Annotated in this window: 25 protein-coding genes; 15 read left to right on the forward strand and 10 right to left on the reverse strand. The window is 55.4% G+C overall.

Annotated elements, in window-relative coordinates:
- Nucleotides 1-76 precede the first annotated feature (76 nt).
- The 7 genes from flhA to HCX89_RS07075 are packed head-to-tail and all read right to left on the reverse strand — an operon-like array spanning nucleotide 77 to nucleotide 6,117.
- Nucleotides 77-2,155, reverse strand: coding sequence for a flagellar biosynthesis protein FlhA (gene flhA / locus HCX89_RS07045; RefSeq protein WP_167715492.1), 2,079 nt, complete (start codon nucleotides 2,153-2,155; stop codon nucleotides 77-79).
- Between the two features lie 11 nt (nucleotides 2,156-2,166).
- Nucleotides 2,167-3,297, reverse strand: coding sequence for a flagellar biosynthesis protein FlhB (gene flhB, locus HCX89_RS07050; protein WP_025009120.1), 1,131 nt, complete (start codon nucleotides 3,295-3,297; stop codon nucleotides 2,167-2,169).
- A complete protein-coding gene (gene fliR / locus HCX89_RS07055) occupies nucleotides 3,294-4,073 on the reverse strand; it encodes a flagellar biosynthetic protein FliR (protein WP_025888462.1) in 780 nt (259 codons plus the stop codon). Before fliR ends, flhB begins: the two co-directional genes overlap by 4 nt.
- Nucleotide 4,074: 1 nt before the next feature.
- On the reverse strand, nucleotides 4,075-4,344 hold the full coding sequence (locus tag HCX89_RS07060; RefSeq protein ID WP_025009122.1) for a flagellar biosynthetic protein FliQ: 270 nt from the start codon (nucleotides 4,342-4,344) through the stop codon (nucleotides 4,075-4,077).
- A gap of 4 nt (nucleotides 4,345-4,348) precedes the next feature.
- Nucleotides 4,349-5,107, reverse strand: a complete 759-nt coding sequence (fliP, locus tag HCX89_RS07065) for a flagellar type III secretion system pore protein FliP (protein WP_243756926.1) — start codon at nucleotides 5,105-5,107, stop codon at nucleotides 4,349-4,351.
- The gene (fliN, locus tag HCX89_RS07070) at nucleotides 5,082-5,435 is read right to left on the reverse strand and encodes a flagellar motor switch protein FliN (RefSeq protein ID WP_028780412.1); all 354 of its coding nucleotides are present in this window, start codon (nucleotides 5,433-5,435) and stop codon (nucleotides 5,082-5,084) included. The genes fliP and fliN overlap by 26 nt, the downstream gene beginning before the upstream one ends.
- Nucleotides 5,401-6,117, reverse strand: coding sequence for a flagellar motor switch protein FliM (locus HCX89_RS07075; RefSeq protein WP_167715498.1), 717 nt, complete (start codon nucleotides 6,115-6,117; stop codon nucleotides 5,401-5,403). The genes fliN and HCX89_RS07075 overlap by 35 nt, the downstream gene beginning before the upstream one ends.
- 704 nt (nucleotides 6,118-6,821) lie before the next feature.
- Between HCX89_RS07075 and HCX89_RS07080 the strand changes: the two genes are divergently transcribed.
- The 8 genes from HCX89_RS07080 to HCX89_RS07115 all read left to right on the forward strand — a co-directional run bounded on the left by HCX89_RS07080 (nucleotide 6,822) and on the right by HCX89_RS07115 (nucleotide 14,492).
- Nucleotides 6,822-7,670, forward strand: a complete 849-nt coding sequence (locus tag HCX89_RS07080; protein WP_025009125.1) for an OmpA family protein — start codon at nucleotides 6,822-6,824, stop codon at nucleotides 7,668-7,670.
- Between the two features lie 70 nt (nucleotides 7,671-7,740).
- Nucleotides 7,741-8,985: a sigma-54 dependent transcriptional regulator gene (locus tag HCX89_RS07085; protein ID WP_044736033.1), complete on the forward strand. Its 1,245-nt coding sequence runs from the start codon at nucleotides 7,741-7,743 to the stop codon at nucleotides 8,983-8,985.
- Nucleotides 8,986-9,011: 26 nt separating this feature from the next.
- Nucleotides 9,012-9,347, forward strand: a complete 336-nt coding sequence (gene fliE / locus HCX89_RS07090) for a flagellar hook-basal body complex protein FliE (protein ID WP_025009127.1) — start codon at nucleotides 9,012-9,014, stop codon at nucleotides 9,345-9,347.
- Between the two features lie 9 nt (nucleotides 9,348-9,356).
- Entirely contained in the window at nucleotides 9,357-11,024 is a 1,668-nt protein-coding gene (gene fliF, locus HCX89_RS07095; protein WP_167715500.1) for a flagellar basal-body MS-ring/collar protein FliF, read from the forward strand.
- A 10-nt stretch (nucleotides 11,025-11,034) separates the two neighbouring features.
- Nucleotides 11,035-12,021, forward strand: a complete 987-nt coding sequence (locus HCX89_RS07100) for a flagellar motor switch protein FliG (protein WP_025009129.1) — start codon at nucleotides 11,035-11,037, stop codon at nucleotides 12,019-12,021.
- Nucleotides 12,021-12,749: a flagellar assembly protein FliH gene (fliH, locus tag HCX89_RS07105; RefSeq protein WP_167715502.1), complete on the forward strand. Its 729-nt coding sequence runs from the start codon at nucleotides 12,021-12,023 to the stop codon at nucleotides 12,747-12,749. The genes HCX89_RS07100 and fliH overlap by 1 nt, the downstream gene beginning before the upstream one ends.
- Nucleotides 12,739-14,064, forward strand: coding sequence for a FliI/YscN family ATPase (locus tag HCX89_RS07110; RefSeq protein ID WP_167715505.1), 1,326 nt, complete (start codon nucleotides 12,739-12,741; stop codon nucleotides 14,062-14,064). Before fliH ends, HCX89_RS07110 begins: the two co-directional genes overlap by 11 nt.
- Nucleotides 14,061-14,492: a hypothetical protein gene (locus HCX89_RS07115; protein WP_028780418.1), complete on the forward strand. Its 432-nt coding sequence runs from the start codon at nucleotides 14,061-14,063 to the stop codon at nucleotides 14,490-14,492. Before HCX89_RS07110 ends, HCX89_RS07115 begins: the two co-directional genes overlap by 4 nt.
- On the opposite strand, the gene flgN is transcribed toward HCX89_RS07115, so the two are convergent.
- The 3 genes from flgN to flgA form a co-directional block, all read right to left on the reverse strand.
- Nucleotides 14,475-14,927: a flagellar export chaperone FlgN gene (gene flgN / locus HCX89_RS07120; protein ID WP_045283788.1), complete on the reverse strand. Its 453-nt coding sequence runs from the start codon at nucleotides 14,925-14,927 to the stop codon at nucleotides 14,475-14,477. The genes HCX89_RS07115 and flgN overlap by 18 nt on opposite strands.
- Nucleotides 14,928-14,934: 7 nt before the next feature.
- Entirely contained in the window at nucleotides 14,935-15,219 is a 285-nt protein-coding gene (gene flgM / locus HCX89_RS07125) for a flagellar biosynthesis anti-sigma factor FlgM (RefSeq protein WP_025009133.1), read from the reverse strand.
- A 77-nt stretch (nucleotides 15,220-15,296) separates the two neighbouring features.
- Nucleotides 15,297-16,043 (reverse strand): flagellar basal body P-ring formation chaperone FlgA, encoded by a 747-nt coding sequence (gene flgA, locus HCX89_RS07130; protein ID WP_167715507.1) that lies wholly within the window; start codon nucleotides 16,041-16,043, stop codon nucleotides 15,297-15,299.
- An 80-nt stretch (nucleotides 16,044-16,123) separates the two neighbouring features.
- On the opposite strand from flgA, the gene HCX89_RS07135 reads away from it, so the two are divergent.
- The 7 genes from HCX89_RS07135 to flgH are packed head-to-tail and all read left to right on the forward strand — an operon-like array spanning nucleotide 16,124 to nucleotide 20,988.
- Nucleotides 16,124-16,474, forward strand: coding sequence for a flagellar basal body rod protein FlgB (locus tag HCX89_RS07135; protein WP_025009135.1), 351 nt, complete (start codon nucleotides 16,124-16,126; stop codon nucleotides 16,472-16,474).
- Between the two features lie 2 nt (nucleotides 16,475-16,476).
- Nucleotides 16,477-16,887, forward strand: a complete 411-nt coding sequence (gene flgC, locus HCX89_RS07140) for a flagellar basal body rod protein FlgC (protein ID WP_025888439.1) — start codon at nucleotides 16,477-16,479, stop codon at nucleotides 16,885-16,887.
- An 11-nt stretch (nucleotides 16,888-16,898) separates the two neighbouring features.
- Nucleotides 16,899-17,564 (forward strand): FlgD immunoglobulin-like domain containing protein, encoded by a 666-nt coding sequence (locus tag HCX89_RS07145; RefSeq protein ID WP_167715509.1) that lies wholly within the window; start codon nucleotides 16,899-16,901, stop codon nucleotides 17,562-17,564.
- Between the two features lie 11 nt (nucleotides 17,565-17,575).
- Nucleotides 17,576-18,775: a flagellar hook protein FlgE gene (gene flgE, locus HCX89_RS07150; protein ID WP_025888437.1), complete on the forward strand. Its 1,200-nt coding sequence runs from the start codon at nucleotides 17,576-17,578 to the stop codon at nucleotides 18,773-18,775.
- A 10-nt stretch (nucleotides 18,776-18,785) separates the two neighbouring features.
- Nucleotides 18,786-19,517 (forward strand): flagellar basal body rod protein FlgF, encoded by a 732-nt coding sequence (locus HCX89_RS07155; protein WP_167715511.1) that lies wholly within the window; start codon nucleotides 18,786-18,788, stop codon nucleotides 19,515-19,517.
- Between the two features lie 17 nt (nucleotides 19,518-19,534).
- Nucleotides 19,535-20,320 carry a flagellar basal-body rod protein FlgG gene (flgG, locus tag HCX89_RS07160; protein WP_025009139.1) on the forward strand — a complete coding sequence of 262 codons (786 nt, stop codon included), beginning with the start codon at nucleotides 19,535-19,537 and terminating at the stop codon, nucleotides 20,318-20,320.
- Between the two features lie 5 nt (nucleotides 20,321-20,325).
- Entirely contained in the window at nucleotides 20,326-20,988 is a 663-nt protein-coding gene (gene flgH / locus HCX89_RS07165) for a flagellar basal body L-ring protein FlgH (protein WP_025009140.1), read from the forward strand.
- Nucleotides 20,989-20,991: the final 3 nt, after the last annotated feature.

The following is a 20,991-nucleotide window of genomic DNA, read 5'->3' on the forward strand; positions in this document are numbered from 1 at the left end:
GCAATCATTTCTCGTAGGACTTTAGTATAAGTTTAAGGTGAATTACAACGATTTACTCCATGCCAATAATGCCCGTTTATCCCAACTGACCGGCGACCATAATGTCTTTGTTTTCAGAAATCTCATTGTAAGACAACACATTAAGACCTCTTGAAAATGCCAGAGCATAACGGCCCAGCAGCGGGCGCAACTGAGGCGGCACCAGTAGGATAGGGTGATGTCCGGCGGCCTTGGCCTCGGCCAACAGCTGGGGCATTTTTTGCTGCAGCTGCGCCAGCAACTGTGGATCCACAGGGAAACCATCCAGTGACACGCTGCCTTGCTGCTGGGCGGTGCTCAGGGCACTCATCAGTTGTCGCTCAAGCTCTGGGGTCAGGGTCATCACCTTGAGCTGAGGCACATCTCCACAGATGGCCTGTACTATCGCCTGCCTTAGCGCGCAGCGAACATCTGCCGCCAACAGCACGGGATCTTTGCTGTTTTCACTGCAATCCAGCAGTGTGGTGCCTATGGTCAATATATCCCGCAAAGAAACCTGTTCCCTGAGCAGTAGCCGGTACACCTTGAGCTGCTGAATCGGCGACAGCGCCTGGCTCAGAGACTCTGCCAGCTTGGGGGCCTGGCGCGCCAGTCGTTCATTGAGTGAAATCACATCATCGTGCTGCAATAGCTCGGCCATTCGCTCCCGCAGCAACTTGGCGACATGGGTGGCGATCACTGTGGCGTTGTCCACGACGGAATAGCCCAGGTTCAGCGCATTGGCTTTCTTTTCCTGCTCTATCCAGACCGCCTCCATGTTATAGGCAGGATCCCGGGTGATGATGCCGTCCAGCTCACCAAAAACATTGCTGCTGCGAATCGCCAGCAGTCGCTCTGGGTCCAGTTCAGCCGTGGCCACCAAGGTGCCCATTATGCTGATTTGGTAATGAGTGGGGCTCAGCGCCAGGTTATCCCTGACCCTGACTTCCGGCAGCAGATAGCCCGCCTGTTCCGACAGAGTGCGGCGAATTCCGGTCAGGCGTTTCATCAGTTCGGCGCCGCGCTCTTTTTCCACCAGAGACACCAGGCGATAACCCAGCTTGACCTCTATCGCATCGACATAGGGCAGGCTGTCCCAGCTGGGCGCTTGAGGTTCGCTCAAGGCTTCGCCGGCCTGTTTGGCCTGTGGCGGTGGCATGATTGTCGGCTTGGTGCGGTACTGTTTGTAGGCGACAAACCCCAGCAACAACGCGGCACTGAGGAATACCCAAGTGGGCATGCCGGGTACCAGACCCATGATCAACATCACCAACGCTGCGGTCGCCAGGGTTTTGGGATTGGCCAGCAGTTGTTCGTTGAACTGGGCCGGCATCTCTTCGGCATCTGAAACCCGGGTGACCACAATCGCCGCGGCGGTTGCCAGCAGCAGCGATGGGATCTGCGCCACCAGGCCGTCACCTATGGTCAAGAGTGCATAGGTCTTGAACGCCTCTGTGCCGCTGAGATCATGCATAAAGATGCCGATACAGATACCGCCTATGATGTTGATTGCCAGGATCAACAAGCCGGCAATGGCATCGCCGCGAACAAACTTGGAAGCACCGTCCATAGAGCCGTAAAAGTCGGCTTCCGCGGCGACTTCTTTACGCCGTTCCCGCGCCTGATCCTGGGTCAGCAAACCGGCATTGAGATCGGCATCTATCGCCATCTGCTTGCCGGGAAGTGCATCCAGGGTAAAGCGGGCCGATACTTCGGAGATCCGCTCTCCCCCCTTGGTGATCACCACAAAGTTGATGATCATCAGGATCAGGAACACCACGGCGCCAACCACATAGTTGCCGCCGATCACCACTTCACCGAACGCCTGGATCACCTTACCGGCGGCATCGCCGCCTTCATGGCCGCGGATCAGCACCACCCGGGTCGATGCCACATTCAGCGTGAGTCGCAGCAGGGTCGCCAGCAATAAGAGGGTTGGGAAAATGGAAAAGTCCAGCGGCCGCCGAATCGACACACTCACCAGCAACACCATGATGGCCAGTACTATGTTGAAGGTGAACATCACATCCAGCAGCCAAGGCGGCAGCGGCAGAATGATCATCGCCATCAGGGTCAGCAGCAGCAATGGCACCATGGCATGGGACTTATTGGCGGTAAGTAATCGCAGCCAGTTCATTGGGTTATCCTTTAGTCATGTCGCAAGTGGGGTGGAATATGAAATTCCGGCAGCGGTGCCGGCATGGGTTTGCGTCCGGCCCGGGCCGCCTGGATCTGCAAGACGTAATTGAGTACATGGGCCACAGCCTTGAACAGCGCCGCGGGGATCTGTTGCTCCACTGCCGTCGAGTGGAAGATGGCGCGGGTCAACGGCGGGATCCTGAGGATTTCGACGCCGTGCTGCTTGGCAATCTGTTGCATATAGAGGGCGACTTCATCGCGGCCCTTACAGAGAACGAAGGGGGCCTCGGCCCTGGCCGGGTCATACTTGAGTGCCACGGCATAGTGGCTGGGGTTGACCATCAATACATCGGCCTGAGGTACGGCGACCGAAGCGCGGGAACGGGCAAACTGTTGTTGCAGTTGGCGTATTCTGGCCTTGATTTCCGGCTTACCCTCCATCTGTTTATGTTCATCCTTGACCTCCTGCTTACTCATCCTCAGCTCTTTGTAGTGCTGCCAGAGTTGGTAGGGCACATCGACCAGGGCGATCACCAGCATTCCCAGTCCCAGATAGAGGATGTAGTCACTTAGCAGTTGCAGCCCTGTGCTGGCACCCTGCAGCAGATCCTGCTGACTCAGGTAGAGCAAGTGATCAAAATCATGCTTTAAAAACAGCAGCATGATCCCGATAAGCAAGCTGACTTTCAGGCAAGATTTCCCCAGTTCCACCAGGGAGCGAGTGCCACACATGCGCTTGAGGCCGCTCAAGGGGGCGATACGGCTCCACTTGAAGCCCGCATTGCCTAGGTTGAAGACATGGCCGCCTGGCAAGCCGCCCACAATAGCGGCCAGCAGCAGTATCATCAGAAACAGCGGTCCCAGCAGCTCGAGTATCCCCAGCAGCGCAGCGGCCAGGTGACTCTGCATCATTCCCGGGGTATCCAGGTTTTCGCGGCTGACCAGCATATGCAGCTCAGTCTGTTGCATCAGCTGCTGCGCCAGCCAATCGCCGCTGTTGCTCAGCAGCAGGGAACCGGCAATCATCAGCACACAGGCGCCGAGATCCTTCGAGCGCGGGGTTTGGCCTTTCTCTCTGGCCTTGCGCAGCTTGTGACTGCTGGCCTTTTCAGTCTTATCCTGGGAGGAGGATTGACTCATTGGCTCCCTCCCAAAAACTGATGCATGGCAAACAGGGCGTCGAGGCAAAAGTCGCTGTACCTGTCCGGCAGGGTCGAGAACGACAGCAGGACACAGACAAGCCCCATGATCATGGTCATGGGAAAACCCAGGGCAAAGATATTCAAAGAGGGCGCCGAGCGGCTGAGCACCCCAAATGTCAGGTTGACCACCAACATCGCCATCACCGCCGGCAGCGCCAGCATCAAGGCGGCGGCAAACATCCAGCCAAACTGGCCGATCAGCTGCATCAAGGGCAGGTCGAACAAGCCGTTGCCTATGGGCCAGAGGCGGAAGCTGTCCACTATGATGCCGATGGCAACCAAGTGCCCGTCCAACGCCAGAAACAGCAGGGTGCCGTACATTACCAGCATCTGCCCCAGCAGAGGTTGGCTACTGCTGCTGCCGGGGTCGTTGGCCAGCGCCATGGAGAGCCCCATCTGCATCGACAAAATGGTACTCAGCAGGCTGAGGATATGCAGCATGATGCTGAGAAACAGTCCCAGCATCATGCCCAGCAGCAGTTGCTCCAGCGCCAGCAACACTGCCCTGAATGAGAGTGCGTCGAGGACGGGAACCGCCGGTAGTATCGGAATGATCAGCGCCGCCAGCAGCAGTGCCAACAATACTCTAATCAATACGGGGACATGGATATGGCCGAGGAAAGGCATCACCAGAAAAGCCCCCAGAAGACGACTGAAAGGCCACCAGAAAGAGCCGAGCAGTTGCTGCAGATAGTCTGTCGTCAGGCTCAGCATTTTAGCCAATCACATGGGGGATCGAGAGGAACAGCTGGTTGAACAGATCGAGCAGCTTCTGCACCAGCCACTGGCCGGCGAACAGCACCATTAGCAGAGTCAGTACCAACTTGGGCAGAAAGCTCAGGGTCTGCTCATTGACCTGAGTGGCGGCCTGAAAGATGGCGATCAACAGACCCAGCAACAGGCCCGGGCTGATCAACACCAATACCATCAATACCGCAAGGTAGATGGCATCGGAGAAGAAGCTTGTCAGTTCACTCAGCTCCATGGCGCTATCCGAAGCTGGCCGTCAGGGTGCTGACAGTCATAGACCAGCCATCGGCCAATACGAAGATTAACAACTTGAATGGCAAGGAGATAATCAGCGGCGACAGCATCATCATCCCCATGGACATCAACACGCTGGCCACCACGAGATCTATCACCAAAAAGGGCAGATACAGCAGGAAACCAATCTGAAAGGCGGTTTTCAGCTCCGACAGCACATAGGCCGGCAGGATCACAAAGAAGGGGATCTGCTCCTGGGTCAGGGTCAAGGGTTCCTGGGCGATTTTCAGCATCTGCTCCAGGTCGGTTTCCCGGGTTTGCGCCAGCATAAAATGCCTCAGCGGCTGTTCGGCAATCGCAATCGCCTGAGGCAGCTCTATCTGCCCCTGATCATAGGGAAGGTAGGCCTTTTGATAGATCTCCTTGCCCACGGGTTGCATGATAAACATGCTGAGTACCAGGGCGATACCTATCAATACTTTGTTGGGCGGGCTCTGTTGCAAACCCAACGCCTGACGCAAAATTACCAGTACTATGATGATACGGGTGAAACTGGTCATCATCAGCAGCATGGCGGGTAACAGACTCATCACTGTCATCATCGCCAGAATTTCCAGCTTGATGTTGACCTTTTGTGCCTGTTGACCGTCGTCCAGGGTGAAGAGTGTCATGCCATCGGCGGCAGACACAGGAAGGGCCAGCAGTGACAGCAGCAATAAAATGAGCAGGAATAGGCCGCTATTCTTTGACCAAGGTTGCGCCACTGGCAACGACCTCCAGCAGCCGCACACCGTAACGACCATTGACTTCAACCACTTCGCCGCGTCCGAGCAGGGCGCCATTGACCCGGATATCCAAAGGCTCACCCACCATGCGATCCAGGGCAATAACATCCCCCTGTCCCATATGGGTCAGTTCGCCGAGTGTCATCTCAGTACTGGCCAGTTCCAGAGTGACCTGCACAGGCAACTGCTTGAAGAAGCTCATATCCCGGGAGGGCTTTACCTGTACCGAGGTCAACGGCTCTTCGAGCAGTTCATTGTCGAGTAAAAAATCATCACTCAGCGATGTTTGTCCATCCACTTTGATCATCCTCATTTTGTTGGAAAGCATCTTGATTCAGGCGAGCGACCAACTTGCCTTGGTGGCTGTGTACCGAGCCGTAGAACAAGGTCAGCCCTCCCAGTGAAATCGGGCAGCGTTGATGCAGATTCAGTGGAATGATTTCCCCGGGCTGCAGTTCGGCCAGAGCCTGTACCGGCATGGGTTGCCAGCCCAGCTCCAGCTTGAGCTTGACCGGGATCTGGGTCAGCTGTTGTTCCAGTGCCTGTTCGAGATTGTCGGCTTGTTGATATTGGGGGGCAGCCTGACCGATACGTCCCAGCAGTTCGTCTGTCATGGCAAACAACATAGGACTGGTGTAATGGCTGTTCGGAAAGCTCATCGACCAAAGGGCCGCGACCCTGTATTCAGTCTCGGCACCGGACAGTTCTATCTGCAGTTCGTCCGGCTTGATGGGATCAAAGGGCATGCTTTCCAGCACCGCCTGCATCAGTTTGAGCCCCAAGCGAAATTCCGACTGAGTCGGCGCTCCCAGCGGCGAGTACAGCTTGCCGGATTGACCGCCATAGTAGCTGCTGGCCAGCTGTTCGAGGGTACAGCGATCAATTCGCAATAAACCCAATAGCTTGCGTTGATATTTAAAGGCAAACCAATGATGTTTATTACAACTTTTCAGCAGAGTTTCACCGGGCGTTAATTCGGTACGAATCAATGCCGGAAGTCCCTGTCTTGTCAATGGTTTGAGTATTTGATTTAGCGCTTGTAATAATCCTTGATTACAGTTATCCAACTGTCCGAATAAACGACTACGGGCTAATTTTTCTCGAATTAGAGCAATCGGCCTACAATCATGAGTCTGATCTGATTTTATTAGCTCTGCCCGTGCAGTTATCTTCATTCCATTATTACCGTGCAGTTATTTTCATTAAACCATTACCGCGCAGTCGCCGTTCGCAACAATACAGCTACAAAATAAGTTAATTTTTTGATAAAAAATAACCAATGACATATTAGACGTAGGGGGCAGAATATTATCAAAGTCTGGGCATCATACAAGCTGAAAAGTGTGTATTTATTCAGTGTCAAAAAATGGTTCTAAGACAAAAAATTGACACATTGATGTTAATCAAAAAAAGCGCTTTGTAATTTGACAGGATACATTTGTATGAGCTATTTTCGCCGTCAATTTTCTCGATAGAAAAGTGATTGTTTAATATTCTAAGAGATTTTTAACTGTTTTAAGGTTAATCGAATTGGCTATATTAATAGCGATTAAAATAGCGCCTACCTCTGGGTTTTAGGTGCTTGGAGTATATTTATTTCAATTCGAATTCATCGCTGAAATTAAGGGTAATAACAAAGGAATTTACATTGTAATTATTCCATCTATTTATCCTTCACTAACTGGAATTTACTGTGTTGAAGCCTTTGACTCTAGCCCTGTGTTTCTTACTGTTCAGCGCTATCAGTTTCGCAGAACCCATCACGCAGACGGTGACCTACAGAGTGGCCGCGGACGATGATGCCTGGCAACTGAGTAGCAGCCCCTTTGGTTGCCGGCTCAGCGTTGCTGTTGCCGGAGCCGGCTTACTGCAGCTGGAACTACTGCCAGGGCAACATTCCAACTTGTCCCTGATCTCCTCCTGGCTCAATCAAGCCCACAGCGTAAACGCCAGCGTTGGCTATCCGGCATGGGGCGAGGGATTTCCGGGCAAGGTGCAGAGCCGGCAGATGCAATGGCAAACAGGAAAGGCCAGCCTGAGAAGCGGGGAACTGGGCGTCTTTATCAAGGGGCTGGAGCAGGGATGGCGCTGGACATTTGAACTTGGACAAAGTGATGGATTCCTGCTTGAGGTCGATACCCTCAGTGCCCGAAGCCAGTTACAACCCTTGCGCCAGTGCCGCCAACAACTGCTCCCACAAGATTATGACTATGTTCATGATTTATCTATTTTTTACCCCTCAGGAATCGCTGGAATGGATTCGTCCATGCAGGCCGATATTCAAGCCGTGGCCCGTTATGTGGCAGTGGATCGCAACATCAAAAAAATCCTGATCGATGGTCACGCAGACGACGGCAGCTCCAGGCTGGCGGATCTGGTATTGAGCAAAGACAGAGTGGAAAACGTGGTGGCGGCTCTGGTGGAGCTGGGGGTGAAACGGCAGATGATAGAAGCCAGACATCATGGCAATCGTCAGCCCTATTCCAAGGAACAGTCCGAAGTGAATCGTAGAGTACGGATTCGACTGGTCAAAGCGGTATGAGGATAGAGTCTTGAAAAACTACAGCGTGGTTGGCTGCAAGGGGCTGGTCAGTACTCAGACAGCTCAGCTCATGGAACAGGAAGGGTTTAATATCATTGAAGGGATCAGCAGCTGGCTGGCGCTGGTCGATGTTTCTGCCTGCAGCCCCGAGCAGGTAGCCGGACGTCTGCATCGACAGCGGGCCCACAATTTGGTGGCGTTGCTGCAACCTGAGCAGACTGAGCTGGCGGTCAAGGCCATGCAGGCCGGGGCTCAGGACTACCTGCTGCTGCCCCTGGATGAAAGCCAACTGATCAAGCTGCTGTTTCGCCTGCGACAGATGGAGCAGGAAGACAGCGAATTGGTGGTGGCTTCTCCCCTGAGTCGGCAGCTGTTGATGCTAGCCCACAGAACCGCCAAGGCGGATACCACAGTTTTGCTCACCGGCGAGAGTGGTACCGGCAAAGAGCCGCTGGCACATTTCATTCATCGCCATTCCAGTCGCAGAGAGCAGCCCTTCGTGGCGGTGAACTGCGCCGCCATTCCTGAGCAGATACTCGAGTCGGTACTATTTGGCCATGTTAAAGGTGCCTTTACCGGGGCCAGCGCAGATCAACCGGGCAAATTCGAGTTGGCAGAAGGTGGCACTCTGTTGTTGGATGAAATAGCGGAACTGCCTTTATCTTTGCAGGCAAAACTCTTGCGGGTATTGCAGGAGAGAGAAGTCGAAAGAGTCGGCGGTCATAAAATCATTCCTTTGAACATACGCGTTATTGCAGCTACCAACAAAAATTTAAAAGAAGCTGTATCTCAAGGCCGATTCCGGGAAGATCTTTATTATCGTTTGGATGTGTTGACACTGGAATTAAAACCCCTTAGGGAAAGGGCGGAAGATATTATTCCGCTTGCGGAACATTTTATTCAGCTTTATGGCTATTTGACCAATGGTCAAGAATGTTATTTAAGCGATGCGGCTAAAAATGCGCTAATTAATTATAACTGGCCTGGTAATGTCAGAGAGCTGGAAAATGTCATTCAGCGGGCATTGGTTATGCGTCATGGCACTATTTTACAGGTTGTCGATTTAGGCATCAGGCTGCCGGAAAATATTGCAAGTGTAAATTCCATTCCGGAACCTTCCAATGGGCTTAAAGCCTCCAAGAAACATGCAGAGTTCCAATATGTGATTGAGATTTTGAAGCGTTTTGGCGGTCACCGCAGTCGCAGTGCCGATGCTTTGGGAATGACCACCAGGGCACTGCGCTACAAGCTGGTACAGATGCGGGATGCGGGCATAGATATCGACAGCCTTTTAGCCAAGGCCAAGGCCGCCTGAATGGCTGACAACAGAGAATGGCAGCAATGAGCAACAATAGTATTTCCGCCGGTTTTAACAATATCCAGCAAACACTGGCCATCCACAAGGAGATTGCCCAGGGCGCAATCATGCCTTCCATCGATGGTCACACTCCCCAAGTCGTCTCCTTTGGCAGCCTGATGAAGCAGAAGCTGCAGGAGATCAATCAAGATCAGCTGACATCATCAATGCTGACCCAAGCGGTCGACAGCGGCAGGAGCGATGATCTGGTGGGCGCCATGGTGGCGTCTCAAAAGGCCAGTCTGTCGTTTTCGGCCTTGATGCAGGTGCGTAATCGCCTTGTTCAAGCCTTTGATGATGTTATGAAAATGCCCATTTAAGGACAATAGATGTCAACGAGTTTAGCTCTACCGGCAAAACCGTCTGCCGCCGGACAGAAGCCCATGCTGGAAGCGATCAAGGGGAAGCTATCCCATGTCAACCAAATGCTGTTGCTGGCTATACTGGCCTCGGCAGTGGCCTGTGTGCTGGTGTTGTTCCTCTGGAGTGGCAGCCAGGGATATCGGCCCTTGTACGGCCTCAAGGAAAAGGTCGACAGCAGCCAGATCATTGAAGTGCTTGAGGGTGAAGGCATTGACTATCGCCTGGAAGCCAATTCGGGACAGATCCTGGTGGCGGAAAACAAGTTGAGTTCGGCGCGGCTCCTGCTGGCGGCCAAAGGAGTACAAGCCCAACTGCCGGAAGGACTGGAAAACCTGGCCAAGGCGCCCATAGGTACCAGCCAGTTTATGGAGCATGCTCGCTATCTTCATGGTTTGGAAGGGGAACTGGCGCGCACCATAATGGCGCTCGAAGCCGTACGTTATGCCAGAGTGCATCTGGCGATTCCCAAGCGAACCCTGTTCATCCGTGCCGAGCCGGAAAAGCCGACCGCTTCTGTGTTGTTGGAACTCTATTCCGGGGCGCGTTTGGATGAGTCACAGGTCAGCGCTATTGCCAACCTGGTTTCCGGCAGCATTACCGGCATGACCCCGGCACAGGTGCAGATAGTCGACCAGGCCGGCAACTACCTGAATGCCGATATGGCCTCCGGCCAGGACATCAGCCAATCCCGCAGCAAGCAGCTCAAGTATACCCATGAGCTGGAAAACAACCTGATCGCCCGCGCCGAATCCATGTTGAATCCGATTCTGGGGCGGGACAATTATCAGGTGCAGCTGGTCGCCAGGGTGAACTTTAACCAGATAGAGGAAACCCGCGAGTCTGTGGATCCCAATCCTGTGATGACTCAGGAAACGCTCAACAAAGACCAAACCAACGGCAACCTGGCCTTGGGGATCCCCGGTGCTCTGAGCAACAAGCCTGTGTCCGGCAAGAAGGGCAAGAAAGAGGACAATCAGGAAAGCAGTCTGCGGCAACAGGAAACCCGATCATACGAAGTTGGACGCTCGGTGCGGCACACCAAATTCCAACAGATGCAGCTGGAAGGGCTGTCGGTAGCCATCTTGTTGAACCAACAGGCGGCAGGCAAAGAAGGCTGGCAACCGCAGCAGTTGCAGCAGATAAGCGACATGGTTAAAGACGCCATAGGTTTTTCCGAGGCTCGTGGCGATCAGATCAATATCAACAGTTTTGACTTCGTGGTGCCGGAAAAGCCCGTGATAGAAGCTTTGCCCTGGTGGCAGAACGAGTATCTGCATGAATACCTGAAATATGGCATAGGCACTCTACTGGCCTTACTGCTTATTCTGTTCGTGTTGCGCCCCCTGGTTCAGCACCTGACCCGCGGTGATTCAGGTTCAAGACACTCTGGCAACAAGGCCGGTGACAAAGCCGCTGAAATGGCGCTGGAAGCCGAGCCCCTGACACAAGCCATTGAGCCGCCTCAGCTGGCATTGCAGGCAGAGGACAGCAAGGCCTTGCCGCAGTCGAATCTGCCACCGCCCGGCTCGCCACTGACGGTGAAAATGCAGCACCTGGGACTGCTGGCAACGGAAGAACCCGCCAGAGTCGCCGAAGTGATCAGCCATTGGATGAAGGACAAAAATCGTGACTGAACAAACGACTCTGGACAATCTTGAGCAGGCGGCCATGTTGCTCTTGTGTATGGGTGAGGAAGGTGCCTCTCAGGTCATGGCGCACCTCGACCGCCAGGATGTGGAACAACTGAGTTACAAGATGGCGCGCCTGTCTTCGGTGACCCAGCAGGAAGCGGAATCTGTACTGGATCGCTTCTTCAACCGCTACAAAGAGCAGGCCGGTATCGCCCGGGCATCGAGAGCCTATCTCCAGAAAACCCTGGATTTGGCACTGGGTGACAGAGTCGCCAAGGGCCTTATCGACAGCATCTATGGCGATGAGGTCAAGATGTTGGTGAAGCGGCTGGAGTGGGTCGATGCCAAGCTGTTGGCGCGGGAGCTGCAACACGAACATGTGCAGCTGCAGGCCATCATGTTGGGACTCTTGCCACCGGAAATTGCCGCTCAGGTATTACAACATCTGCCGGGAGACAACCAGGACGAAGTGCTGGTACGCATAGCCCGCCTCGGCGAGCTGGACCGGGATGTGGTGGAAGAGCTGCGGCAACTGGTGGAGCGCTGCATGGTGATGGCGATGGAGAAGAGTCATACCCAGGTGTCCGGCGTGCGTCAGGTGGCCGACATTCTCAACCGCTTCGATGGTGACCGTGAACATCTGATGCAGATGATACGCTTGCAGGACAAGCATCTGGCCAATGATGTTACCGAAAACATGTTCGACTTTATCATCCTGGGCCGTCAAAAGCCGGAAACCCTGCAGGAAATCCTCGGGGCGGTCGAAGCCGAGTCGCTGGCACTGGCACTCAAGGGTATTGATGGCGAACTGAAACGCACTCTGCTCAACGCCCTGCCCAAGCGGATGTCTTCCGCCATTGAGACCCAGGCCGAGGCCTTGGGCGCTGTGCCGCTGAGCATGGCCAATGAGGCGCGACGCAACATTATGGAAACGGCCAAAGAGATGATGCAGAACGGCGAAATCGAGCTGCAACTGTTTGAAGAACAGGTGGTTGAATAATGGGTGCAGATAGTCGCCTTTGGCGCATAGGTGCATCTCAGGTGCGCCGTTATCAATTTGCTCCCCTGGAAGGGGAGAGTCCTGAACAAGGCAACTGGCAAGACTTCCAGCAAGCGTTGGAGCAGGGCTATCAGGAAGGCTGGGAACAGGGCTTTGAAGCCGGCAAGACTCAGGGCGAAACCGAGGGGCGCCAAGCGGGCCAGGAATCCGGGCTGCGGGATGGGCTGGAGCAGGGGCGCAGCCAGGGATTGGCACAGATAGATGAGCAGTTGAATCAGCTATTGACGCCCATGACGGCATTGCAGCAGCTGCTCACCGAGAGCCACGCCGAGCAGATCCAGGCGCAACAGCAGTTGATTGTCGACCTGGTCAGAAGGGTGGCACAGCAGGTGATCCGCTGCGAGTTGTCGCTGCAGCCGCTGCAGATCATTGCTCTGGTTGAAGAAACCCTGCAGGCACTGCCCAAGGATGCCAGCGATATCAAGATCCACCTGGAACCCTCAACCATCAAACAGCTACAGCATCTAGCGGCCGACAAGGTGGCCGACTGGCACCTGGTGGCCGACGACAGCCTGAGCCAGGGCAGTTGCCGGGTGGTTTGCGATCAGTGCGATGCCGATGCTTCCATGGAAACCCGCCTCAACAACTGTATGGATCAGGTTGAAGCTCATTTGAACGACGACTTGATTCCAGAAGCCGAGGCCACAGTCGCCAGCAATGAAGACTAATGTCCTGGCCGGAAACTGGCCCCGGGTACCGGTAGCCCAGATATACGGACGCCTGACCCGCGTGAGTGGCCTGTTGCTGGAGGCGGTCGGCTGCAACCTGGGTATTGGCGATCGCGCCATGGTGGAGCGGCGCGATGGCGCCTATGTCGAGGCCGAGGTGGTGGGGTTCCATCAGGGGATCCTCTGCCTGATGCCTATCACAGACACCCAGGGGCTGAGCCCTGGCGCCCGGGTCATTCCCCAGACAGAGACCCATAAGATCCCTCTGGGTGCCGGCCTGCTCGGCCGGGTACTCGATGGCCTTGGCCAGCCGCTGGATCAGCTCGGGCCGCTGAGTGGTGTGCAGTTTTGTCGCCCGGTCACTCAGGTGCCCAATCCTCTTGCCCGGCAACCCATTACCCGTATTCTCGATGTGGGGGTCAGAGCCGTCAACGGCTTGCTGCCGGTTGGCTGTGGTCAAAGGGTAGGCTTGTTTGCCGGTCCCGGGGTGGGCAAGAGTGTACTGCTGGGGATGATGACCCGCTTCACCGAGGCCGACCGCGTGGTGGTAGGGCTCATTGGCGAGCGCGGCCGAGAGGTGCGCGAGTTTATCGAGCAGGCCTTGGGTGAAGAGGGGCGCCGCCGCGCCGTGGTGGTTGCCGCTCCGGCAGACACTTCCCCCTTGATGCGCCTCAGAGCCATGCGCCTGTGTCACCAGATAGCCTGTGGCTTTCGCGACGAGGGCCATAGGGTGTTGCTGCTGGTTGATTCACTGACACGTTACGCCCAGGCACAGCGGGAGATAGCCCTGAGTTTGGGGGAACCGCCGGCCACCAAAGGCTATCCGCCTTCGGCCTTCGCCCAACTGCCTTCATTGGTGGAGATGGCGGGCAACGGCACCCATCCACTGGGAACCCTGACGGCGTTTTACACTGTGCTGACCGAAGGGGAAGATACGCAGGATCCCATCGCCGATGCGGCCAAGGCGATACTGGATGGCCACTTCTTCCTGAGCCGCCGCTTGGCTGAGGCCGGGCATTTCCCGGCACTGGATTTGGGGGCCTCTATCAGTCGTTTGGCGCTGCAGATTGCCCCCAAGGAACAACAGCAGGAGATGGCACTGGTTCGGCGTATGTTGGCGCGTTATCAGGAAGTACGTGAGCTCTTGCCGTTGGGCGGTTATCAACCGGGGCAGGATCCCGAGTTGGATGCCGCCGTGAGCCATTACCCGAGGATTGCCGACTACCTGACCCAAACCACAGACGAGGCAGTTGACCTTTCGGGCAGCCAACAGCAACTGCAATCGCTGACCCGCGCACTGCGAGGTGAGTCATGAAACTGTTGCAACGCCTGAGCCATCTTGAGCAGCGTAAGCTCAGCGAGTTGGCGGAGCAAAAACAGGCGCTGCAGCAACGTCAGGCCCAGGTACAGGGGCAACAGCAGCAGGTGGCGTTACTGGAGTCCCATTACAGCCAGTTTCGTCAGGGCTCAATAGTGGGGCTTTGCAACAGTCAGGCCTTGCTGCAAAGGCTGCAACCATTGAAGCAGAGTCTCAATACTCAGCAGCAGTTGCTCGGCAATGAACAACAAAGGCTGCAGGGCTTATGGCTGCAGCAGTTGGGGCGTTATCAGCGGGTGAATTGGTTTGACGGGCAGCAGCAACAGCGACAGCGACGACGGCTGGAGCAGCAGGAGCAGTTTCAGCTTGATGAGTTGGCGGGCAGCAGTACGGCGCGGCTTAAGGCTTCAGGGAAACTGAGGTGAGGCGAGGTTCTGTGGGTACTCATCGGCATTTCCCAGCCCCAGAATGCCGCGGATGATCTCCTGTTGGCGCACCAGCAGTTGGCCGTTGAGCTCGTTGAGTCTCTGGCTCTCTCTGGCCTGTTGCAGCAGTTGCTGCCACAGTTGTTCCAGTTTGTGAGCTGCCTGCTCGGGCAGTTTACTCTGCAGTTGGCGTATGCCCTGATGATCATTGCTGACACCTATTTGTGCCAGATGTGCGGCGCGCTGCAGCGAATTGTGCTGTAACTTGGCAACTAACTGATCCTGCTGCTGGTTATGCTGGATAAGCCCTTGATTGTCATGGCGCAGCATCAACTGGCGCTGCTGTTGCAGCAGCTTCTTTAACTCCCGGTAGTCCAGTATGTCCTGGCGGATCCCGGCGACCAGACTTTGCACTGCTTCGCGTTTATTGCTCATGGATGGCTTACTTGTCCTGTTTCCCGTGCTGCTGCAGCATCGCTTTGGCCATGGCCTCGACATCCAGTTCAAAATTGCCCTGTTGCAGTGCCTGACGCAAGCTGGCCACCTTAAGTTGATCTACCTCGCTCTCCTGAGCCAGTTGAGTCTGGGCCTGATTCAGCCAGTGATACTCAGGGCTTACCTTATCCTGCTGGGCTGCGGATACCGTGGTTTCCTGGCGTTGACGCCGATTCGCTGCGGTGACGCCGCTGTCGCTGACAACCGCATGCAGACGCTGAGTGATTTCCATTGAACCCCCGAAATAATGTGCTCTAGTGAGTAAAGGCGACCGGATCCGTAAAAAATAAAATTATTTTTGTGATGTAATTACTTTTGTGGTGTAACTATGCCCTGCGCTATCGGGTAGGCCTTGATGACCTTCTGCGAGCTTAAGTTTCGCACCCTAATCACTTCTCCCCGGGAGGCACTTTCCAGCGCGGTACCCGGCATTTGAGCTTCAAAACCCTCCTGGCTGACCTGGATGATCACCTGTTCACCGGCACGCACCCAATCACTCTGGCTCAGCTGTCGCAGCAAGATGGCTTCACCTGCGCGGATCCTGCGCGCCACCTGTTTGCCTATGAGCTCGCGTTGGCTGCTGACAATGTCTCTGTCACTGGCCTGCAACTCCAGCCAGCGCCACTCTATGTTCCGCGCGTCGATGATGCTGCCTCTGTGCAGGGTTTGTGTCAGCACAGGCAATTGGGCCTTGGCTTCGACCCTGGCCCGTAGAAAGAAACGCCAGTCGGCCGCCGGACAACGCACCTCCAAAGATACCCGTCCCCAGAGCGGCGCCGAAGGGTTGGCCAGGTTGATGTCCGGCTTTTGCGGGCAGTCGGCCAGGCGCTTGACCCCAGATGGCAGTGTCATTCGAATCTTGCTTTGAAGCGGTTTCATCTGTTGCGCCGCAGCAAACTGCTGCAATTGCTGCTGCAGATATTGTCTGGCCGCTTGCTCGACCTGGTTGGCCGAGGCGGCCGCCGGCAACGGAAGCAGCGGAAACAACAGCGAAAGCAGCAAGGCAAAAGGGGAAATCAGGGTTCCGCAATTATTGGCGGTTGGCTTTTTAGTCATTGTATTTTAAGGGTAAAAACTATTGGCATGGTATTTGTTACAAGGAGCGAAAACCTATGGATACCTTACTAGGAGAAACCATGGCTATCAAGCTCGATGCGGCATTGGGTCTGCATCCTCAATTATTGGATTTCAGGGTTGAGCGCAGCAAGGTGCTGGCCGGAAACCTGGCCAACGCCGAAACACCCGGCTACCAGGCCAGAGATCTGGACTTTGGTGCTCTGATGGCGCAGCTGGATGCCGGCATCCCTTTTGGAGGGCAGTACACAGTGGGGTATCGGGTACCTTATCAGTCCAGTGCCGATAACAGCACGGTTGAACTGGGGCAGGAGCAGGCGCGTTTTTCACAAAATGCCATGGACTTTCAGACCAGCCTGACCTTTCTCAACATGAAAATCCAAGGCCTGAAGGCCGCTATCGAAGGGAAGTAATCGTGTCATTTGCAGAGATATATCAGGTTGCCGGCAGTGGCATGACGGTGCAGACCCTGAGACTGAACGCTATCGCCAGTAACCTGGCCAACGCAGGTGTGGCTGCCGAGTCCAGTGATAGCGCCTACCGGGCGATAAAACCGGTATTTTCCACCCTCTATCAGCAACAAAACAACAGCGTCAGTGCCAAGGTGCAGATCAAGGCCCTGGTGCAGTCCGATGCACCGTTGGAAACCCGTTATGAACCCGGCCACCCGCTGGCCAATGCCGATGGCTATGTGACCTATTCCAATGTCAACACAGTGGAAGAGATGGCCGACATGATGGCCGCCAGCCGCGCTTTTGAAACCAGTGTCGAAGTGATGAACCGCGCCCGCTCCATGCAGCAGGGACTCCTGGCTCTGGGAAAATAAGGGAATAGAGGATGCAACAGGTACAGAACGTCAATACCCGCGAAGATGGCCAGAAGACAGATGCCATCCGTGCCAACGGCAATGATCCCGCTTCGCTGAAGAACGAGTTCATGTCGTTGATGATAGCCCAGATCAAGAATCAGGACCCTACCAACCCCCTGGATGCCAGTGAGTATCTGGGCCAGTTGGCGCAGTTCTCCCAGGTGGAGAGTCTGGAGGCGATGCGCCAGAACCAGAAAAACCAGATGACCATGATGGAAAACCTCGGGCTGGTGCAATCGGCTTCCCTTATCGGTAAGCAGGCCATGGTGCCGGCGGACAGCTTTACCGCGGCCGAACATGTGATAGACGGCAAAGTCTATCTGGAGCACAGCGCCTCGGCGGTGACTGTGGAGATCAGCGATAAAAACGGGGAAGTCGTCAAAACCCTGGAGCTCGGCAGTCAGGCGGCAGGCGATGTCAGTTTTCAGATAGATCCCGAAGGACTGGGGCTTCCTCTGGGGGAATACCAATTGAAAGTTCAGGCCAGCGACGGTGAAAAAGCATTGAAGGCTCAGTCATTTCTCGCCGGCGAAATCAGCAAGGTTCATTTCGTCAGTGCCAAGGGCATGATGATGGCTGAGCTGGCCAATGGTTTGGGCACAGTGTCTGTGCTGGATATTTCCGAAGTTTCATAACAGGAGACAAGATGTCTTTCAATATTGCGCTAAGTGGATTGCAGGCCACCAGTCAGGACCTCAACACCATAAGTAACAACATTGCCAACGCCTCTACCTGGGGCTTCCGTGGTGGTCGCAGCGAGTTTGCCGCCATCTACAACAGTGGCATGGGTGCCGGTGTCAATGTGATGAATACCAGCCAGAACTTCTCCCGTGAGGGCACGCTGACCTACACAGGCCGTGAGCTGGATATGGGGATTCAGGGCAGTGGCTTCTTTATGTTGCGTGGCACCGATGGCTCCAATCTTTATGCCCGCGCCGGGATCTTCGGCCAGGATGCTCTGGGCTTTATCACAGATCCTGTCGGCAACCGTCTGCAGGGCTATCCGGCCACGGCCGATGGCGTGCTGCAAACAGGCACCATGGGTGACTTGCAGATCAAGACAGGTTCTCTGCCGGCCAAGGCGTCGACTCTGGTCAATCAGGTGTCCAACCTGGATGCGCGTATGGAAGCCATAGATCCTGCAACGACGCCATTTTCGCCCACAGACCCGGCGAGTTATCACTCCTCGGGTACTGTCAGTGTGTTCGACTCACTCGGCAACCAGAGATCCCTGACCCAGTACTACGCCAAGACAGGCGACAATGAATGGAAAGTCTACTTCGTGCTGGACTCGGCCGTTCTCGAACCCAAAGACGGCCACAGCCTGCAGTTTGACAAGAAGGGCAGCCTGAGCGGCGGCGACAAGCTGAGCCTGACTCTGCCCGCCAAGGCCGGTGCCGAGGATGTCAGCCTGGCGGTGAACTATGAAGGGTTCACTCAATATGCCAATGACTATAACAACTCCAGCCTGAGCCAGGATGGTTATGCCGCCGGTGAATTCAACAAGATACGCCTGGATGACAGCGGGATGCTCTTTGGCACCTACACCAATGGTCAGGAGTTGCTGCAAGGTCAGGTGGTGCTGGCAGATTTCAACAATCCCAATGGTTTGACGCCGGTGAGCAACAACGCCTGGCAGGCCTCTGCCTCAGCTGGGCAGGCCACAGTCGGCGCACCTGGTAGCGGTACTCTGGGCAGCCTGAAGGGCGCCTATCTTGAGGGTTCCAACGTGGATACCACGGCCGAGATGGTCAGCCTGATGACGGCGCAGCGTAACTATCAGTCCAATGCCAAGGTACTGGACACCAACTCGACCATGCAGCAGGCGCTGCTGAACGCCATCTGACGGATGACTCATGGATAAGATGATTTATACCGCGGCCCAGGGTGCCAGCCGCATTCTGCAGTCCCAGGCAATTCGGGCCAACAACCTGGCCAATGCCGATACCCAGGGCTTTCGTGCCGATCTGGAGCGGGTTGCTGCGGTTCCTGTGCCTGAGACTCAGGGAAGCTTTGCTTCGCGGATCTTGCCGCAGACCCAGAATGTCGGTTTCAACAGCCGCCATGGAGAGATAGTCAGCACTGGGCGCCGGCTCGATATGGCGATTAAGGGCGATGGCTATTTCACAGTGCAAACACCTCAGGGCGAAGCCTATACCCGTAACGGCGCCATCAGCGAAGGTGCCAATGGTGAACTGACAGTGGCGGGGTTCCCCTTGATGGGCGCCAATGGGCCTTTGGTGCTGCCTCAGTATCGCGAGCTGATTGTCAGTGAAGACGGCCGTCTGTCGATAGTGGCCGAGCAGGGTGGGCTGATTGAAGAGGTTGCCCAGCTCAAGCTGGTGAACGCTGCCCAGAGTCAGCTGCACAAGGGCGCCGATGGTTTGCTGTATGCCAACAACGGCGAGGCCCAGGTGTCCGAGCAAGTACGGCTGGCTTCCGGCGCGCTGGAGAGTAGCAATGTCGATGCCGTTGGTGAGTTGCTAGCCTCCATGGATCTGGGACGTCAGTTTGAAGTGCAAATTAAGTTAATGAAAAGCGCAGAGAAGTTGGCTGAGGCGGGTAATCGCCTGCTGCGTGACGCCTAATATTGAGGAGAGTCTAAATGCAATCGGCATTATGGGTGAGTAAGACAGGATTGACTGCTCAGGATGTGAAGATGACGACCATCGCCAACAACCTGGCCAACGTTAATACCACAGGTTTCAAGCGCGATAGAGTCGGTTTCAACGATCTCTTCTATCAGGTACAGCGCCAACCAGGCGGCCAAGTAGACGAGCTCAATGAGTTGCCATCAGGGCTGCAATTGGGCACGGGCGCCCGAGTGGCCAGCACCCAGAAGGTGTTCACCACAGGCGACATACTCACTACCAATCAGCAACTGGACATCGCTATTGAGGGCCAGGGGTTTTTCCAGATTGAAGAAGCCAATGGCGAAGTGGCATACAGCCGTGACGGCCAGTTTTATCGTAACAGCGACGGCATTATGGTGACCTCCCAAGGGCTGCCCTTGGTGCCCAACATCCAGATCCCCGAAACCGCCACCGGGATCACTATAGCCGAAAACGGTGTGGTGAGTGCCAAAGTGGCGGGTCAGGCAGAGGCGATGGAGCTGGGACAGATCACCCTGGCGCACTTTGCCAACCCGGCCGGGCTCGAGTCCCGAGGCAATAACCTGTACCACGAAACCGCGTCTTCCGGTGTGCCGATAGAAGGAGTTCCCGGCGAGGAAGCGTTGGGCAGTTTGCGCCAGGGTGCGCTCGAAGGGGCCAACGTCAATGTGGTCGAAGAGATGGTAGAGATGATCTCGACCCAGAGAGCCTATGAGATGAACGCCAAGGTGGTCTCAGCCACTGACGATATGCTCAAGTTCCTGAACCAATCGGTATGAAGATCATGAGACTCTTGTTGGCGCTGCTGATGCTGTCGCTCAGCGGCTGTATCTCCCACTTCCCTGACGCAGAACAGCAGCCGGGCAACAAAGAATGGGCGCCGCCTGAGGTGGACTACTCCTTGCCGGAAGCCAAAGACGGCAGCCTGTATCGCCCCGGTTTTATGCTGACCCTGTTCAAGGACAAGCGGGCCTTTCGCGAGGGAGACATACTCACAGTCTCCCTGGATGAGAAGACCTATTCCAGCAAGAAGGCCAATACCCAGACCAATAAGTCTCAGGATCTGAACTTTGGCGTTCAGGGCGGGGTGGATGACAGTAGTTTCAGCGCCAATGGTGAGGGCAAGTTTGGCCGTGGCTTCAATGGCAGCGGCGCCACGACTCAGCAGAACCAGCTTTCCGGCGCCATTACAGTGACGGTGGCCAAGGTGATGCCCAACGGCGTGCTGCTGATCCGCGGTGAGAAATGGCTTCGCCTCAGTCAGGGGGATGAGTATCTGCGTCTTATCGGGCTTATCCGCTCCGATGACATAGACAACCAGAACACCATCTCATCGCAGCGGATTGCCGATGCCCGCATTATCTACGGTGGCCAGGGCGCCATTGCCGACAGCAATGCCATGGGCTGGGCGGCTCGCTACTTCAACAGCCCCTGGTTCCCTATGTAACAG

The sequence above is a fragment of the Shewanella sp. Iso12 genome (assembly GCF_012030025.1).
Classification (GTDB): Bacteria; Pseudomonadota; Gammaproteobacteria; order Enterobacterales; family Shewanellaceae; genus Shewanella; species Shewanella algae.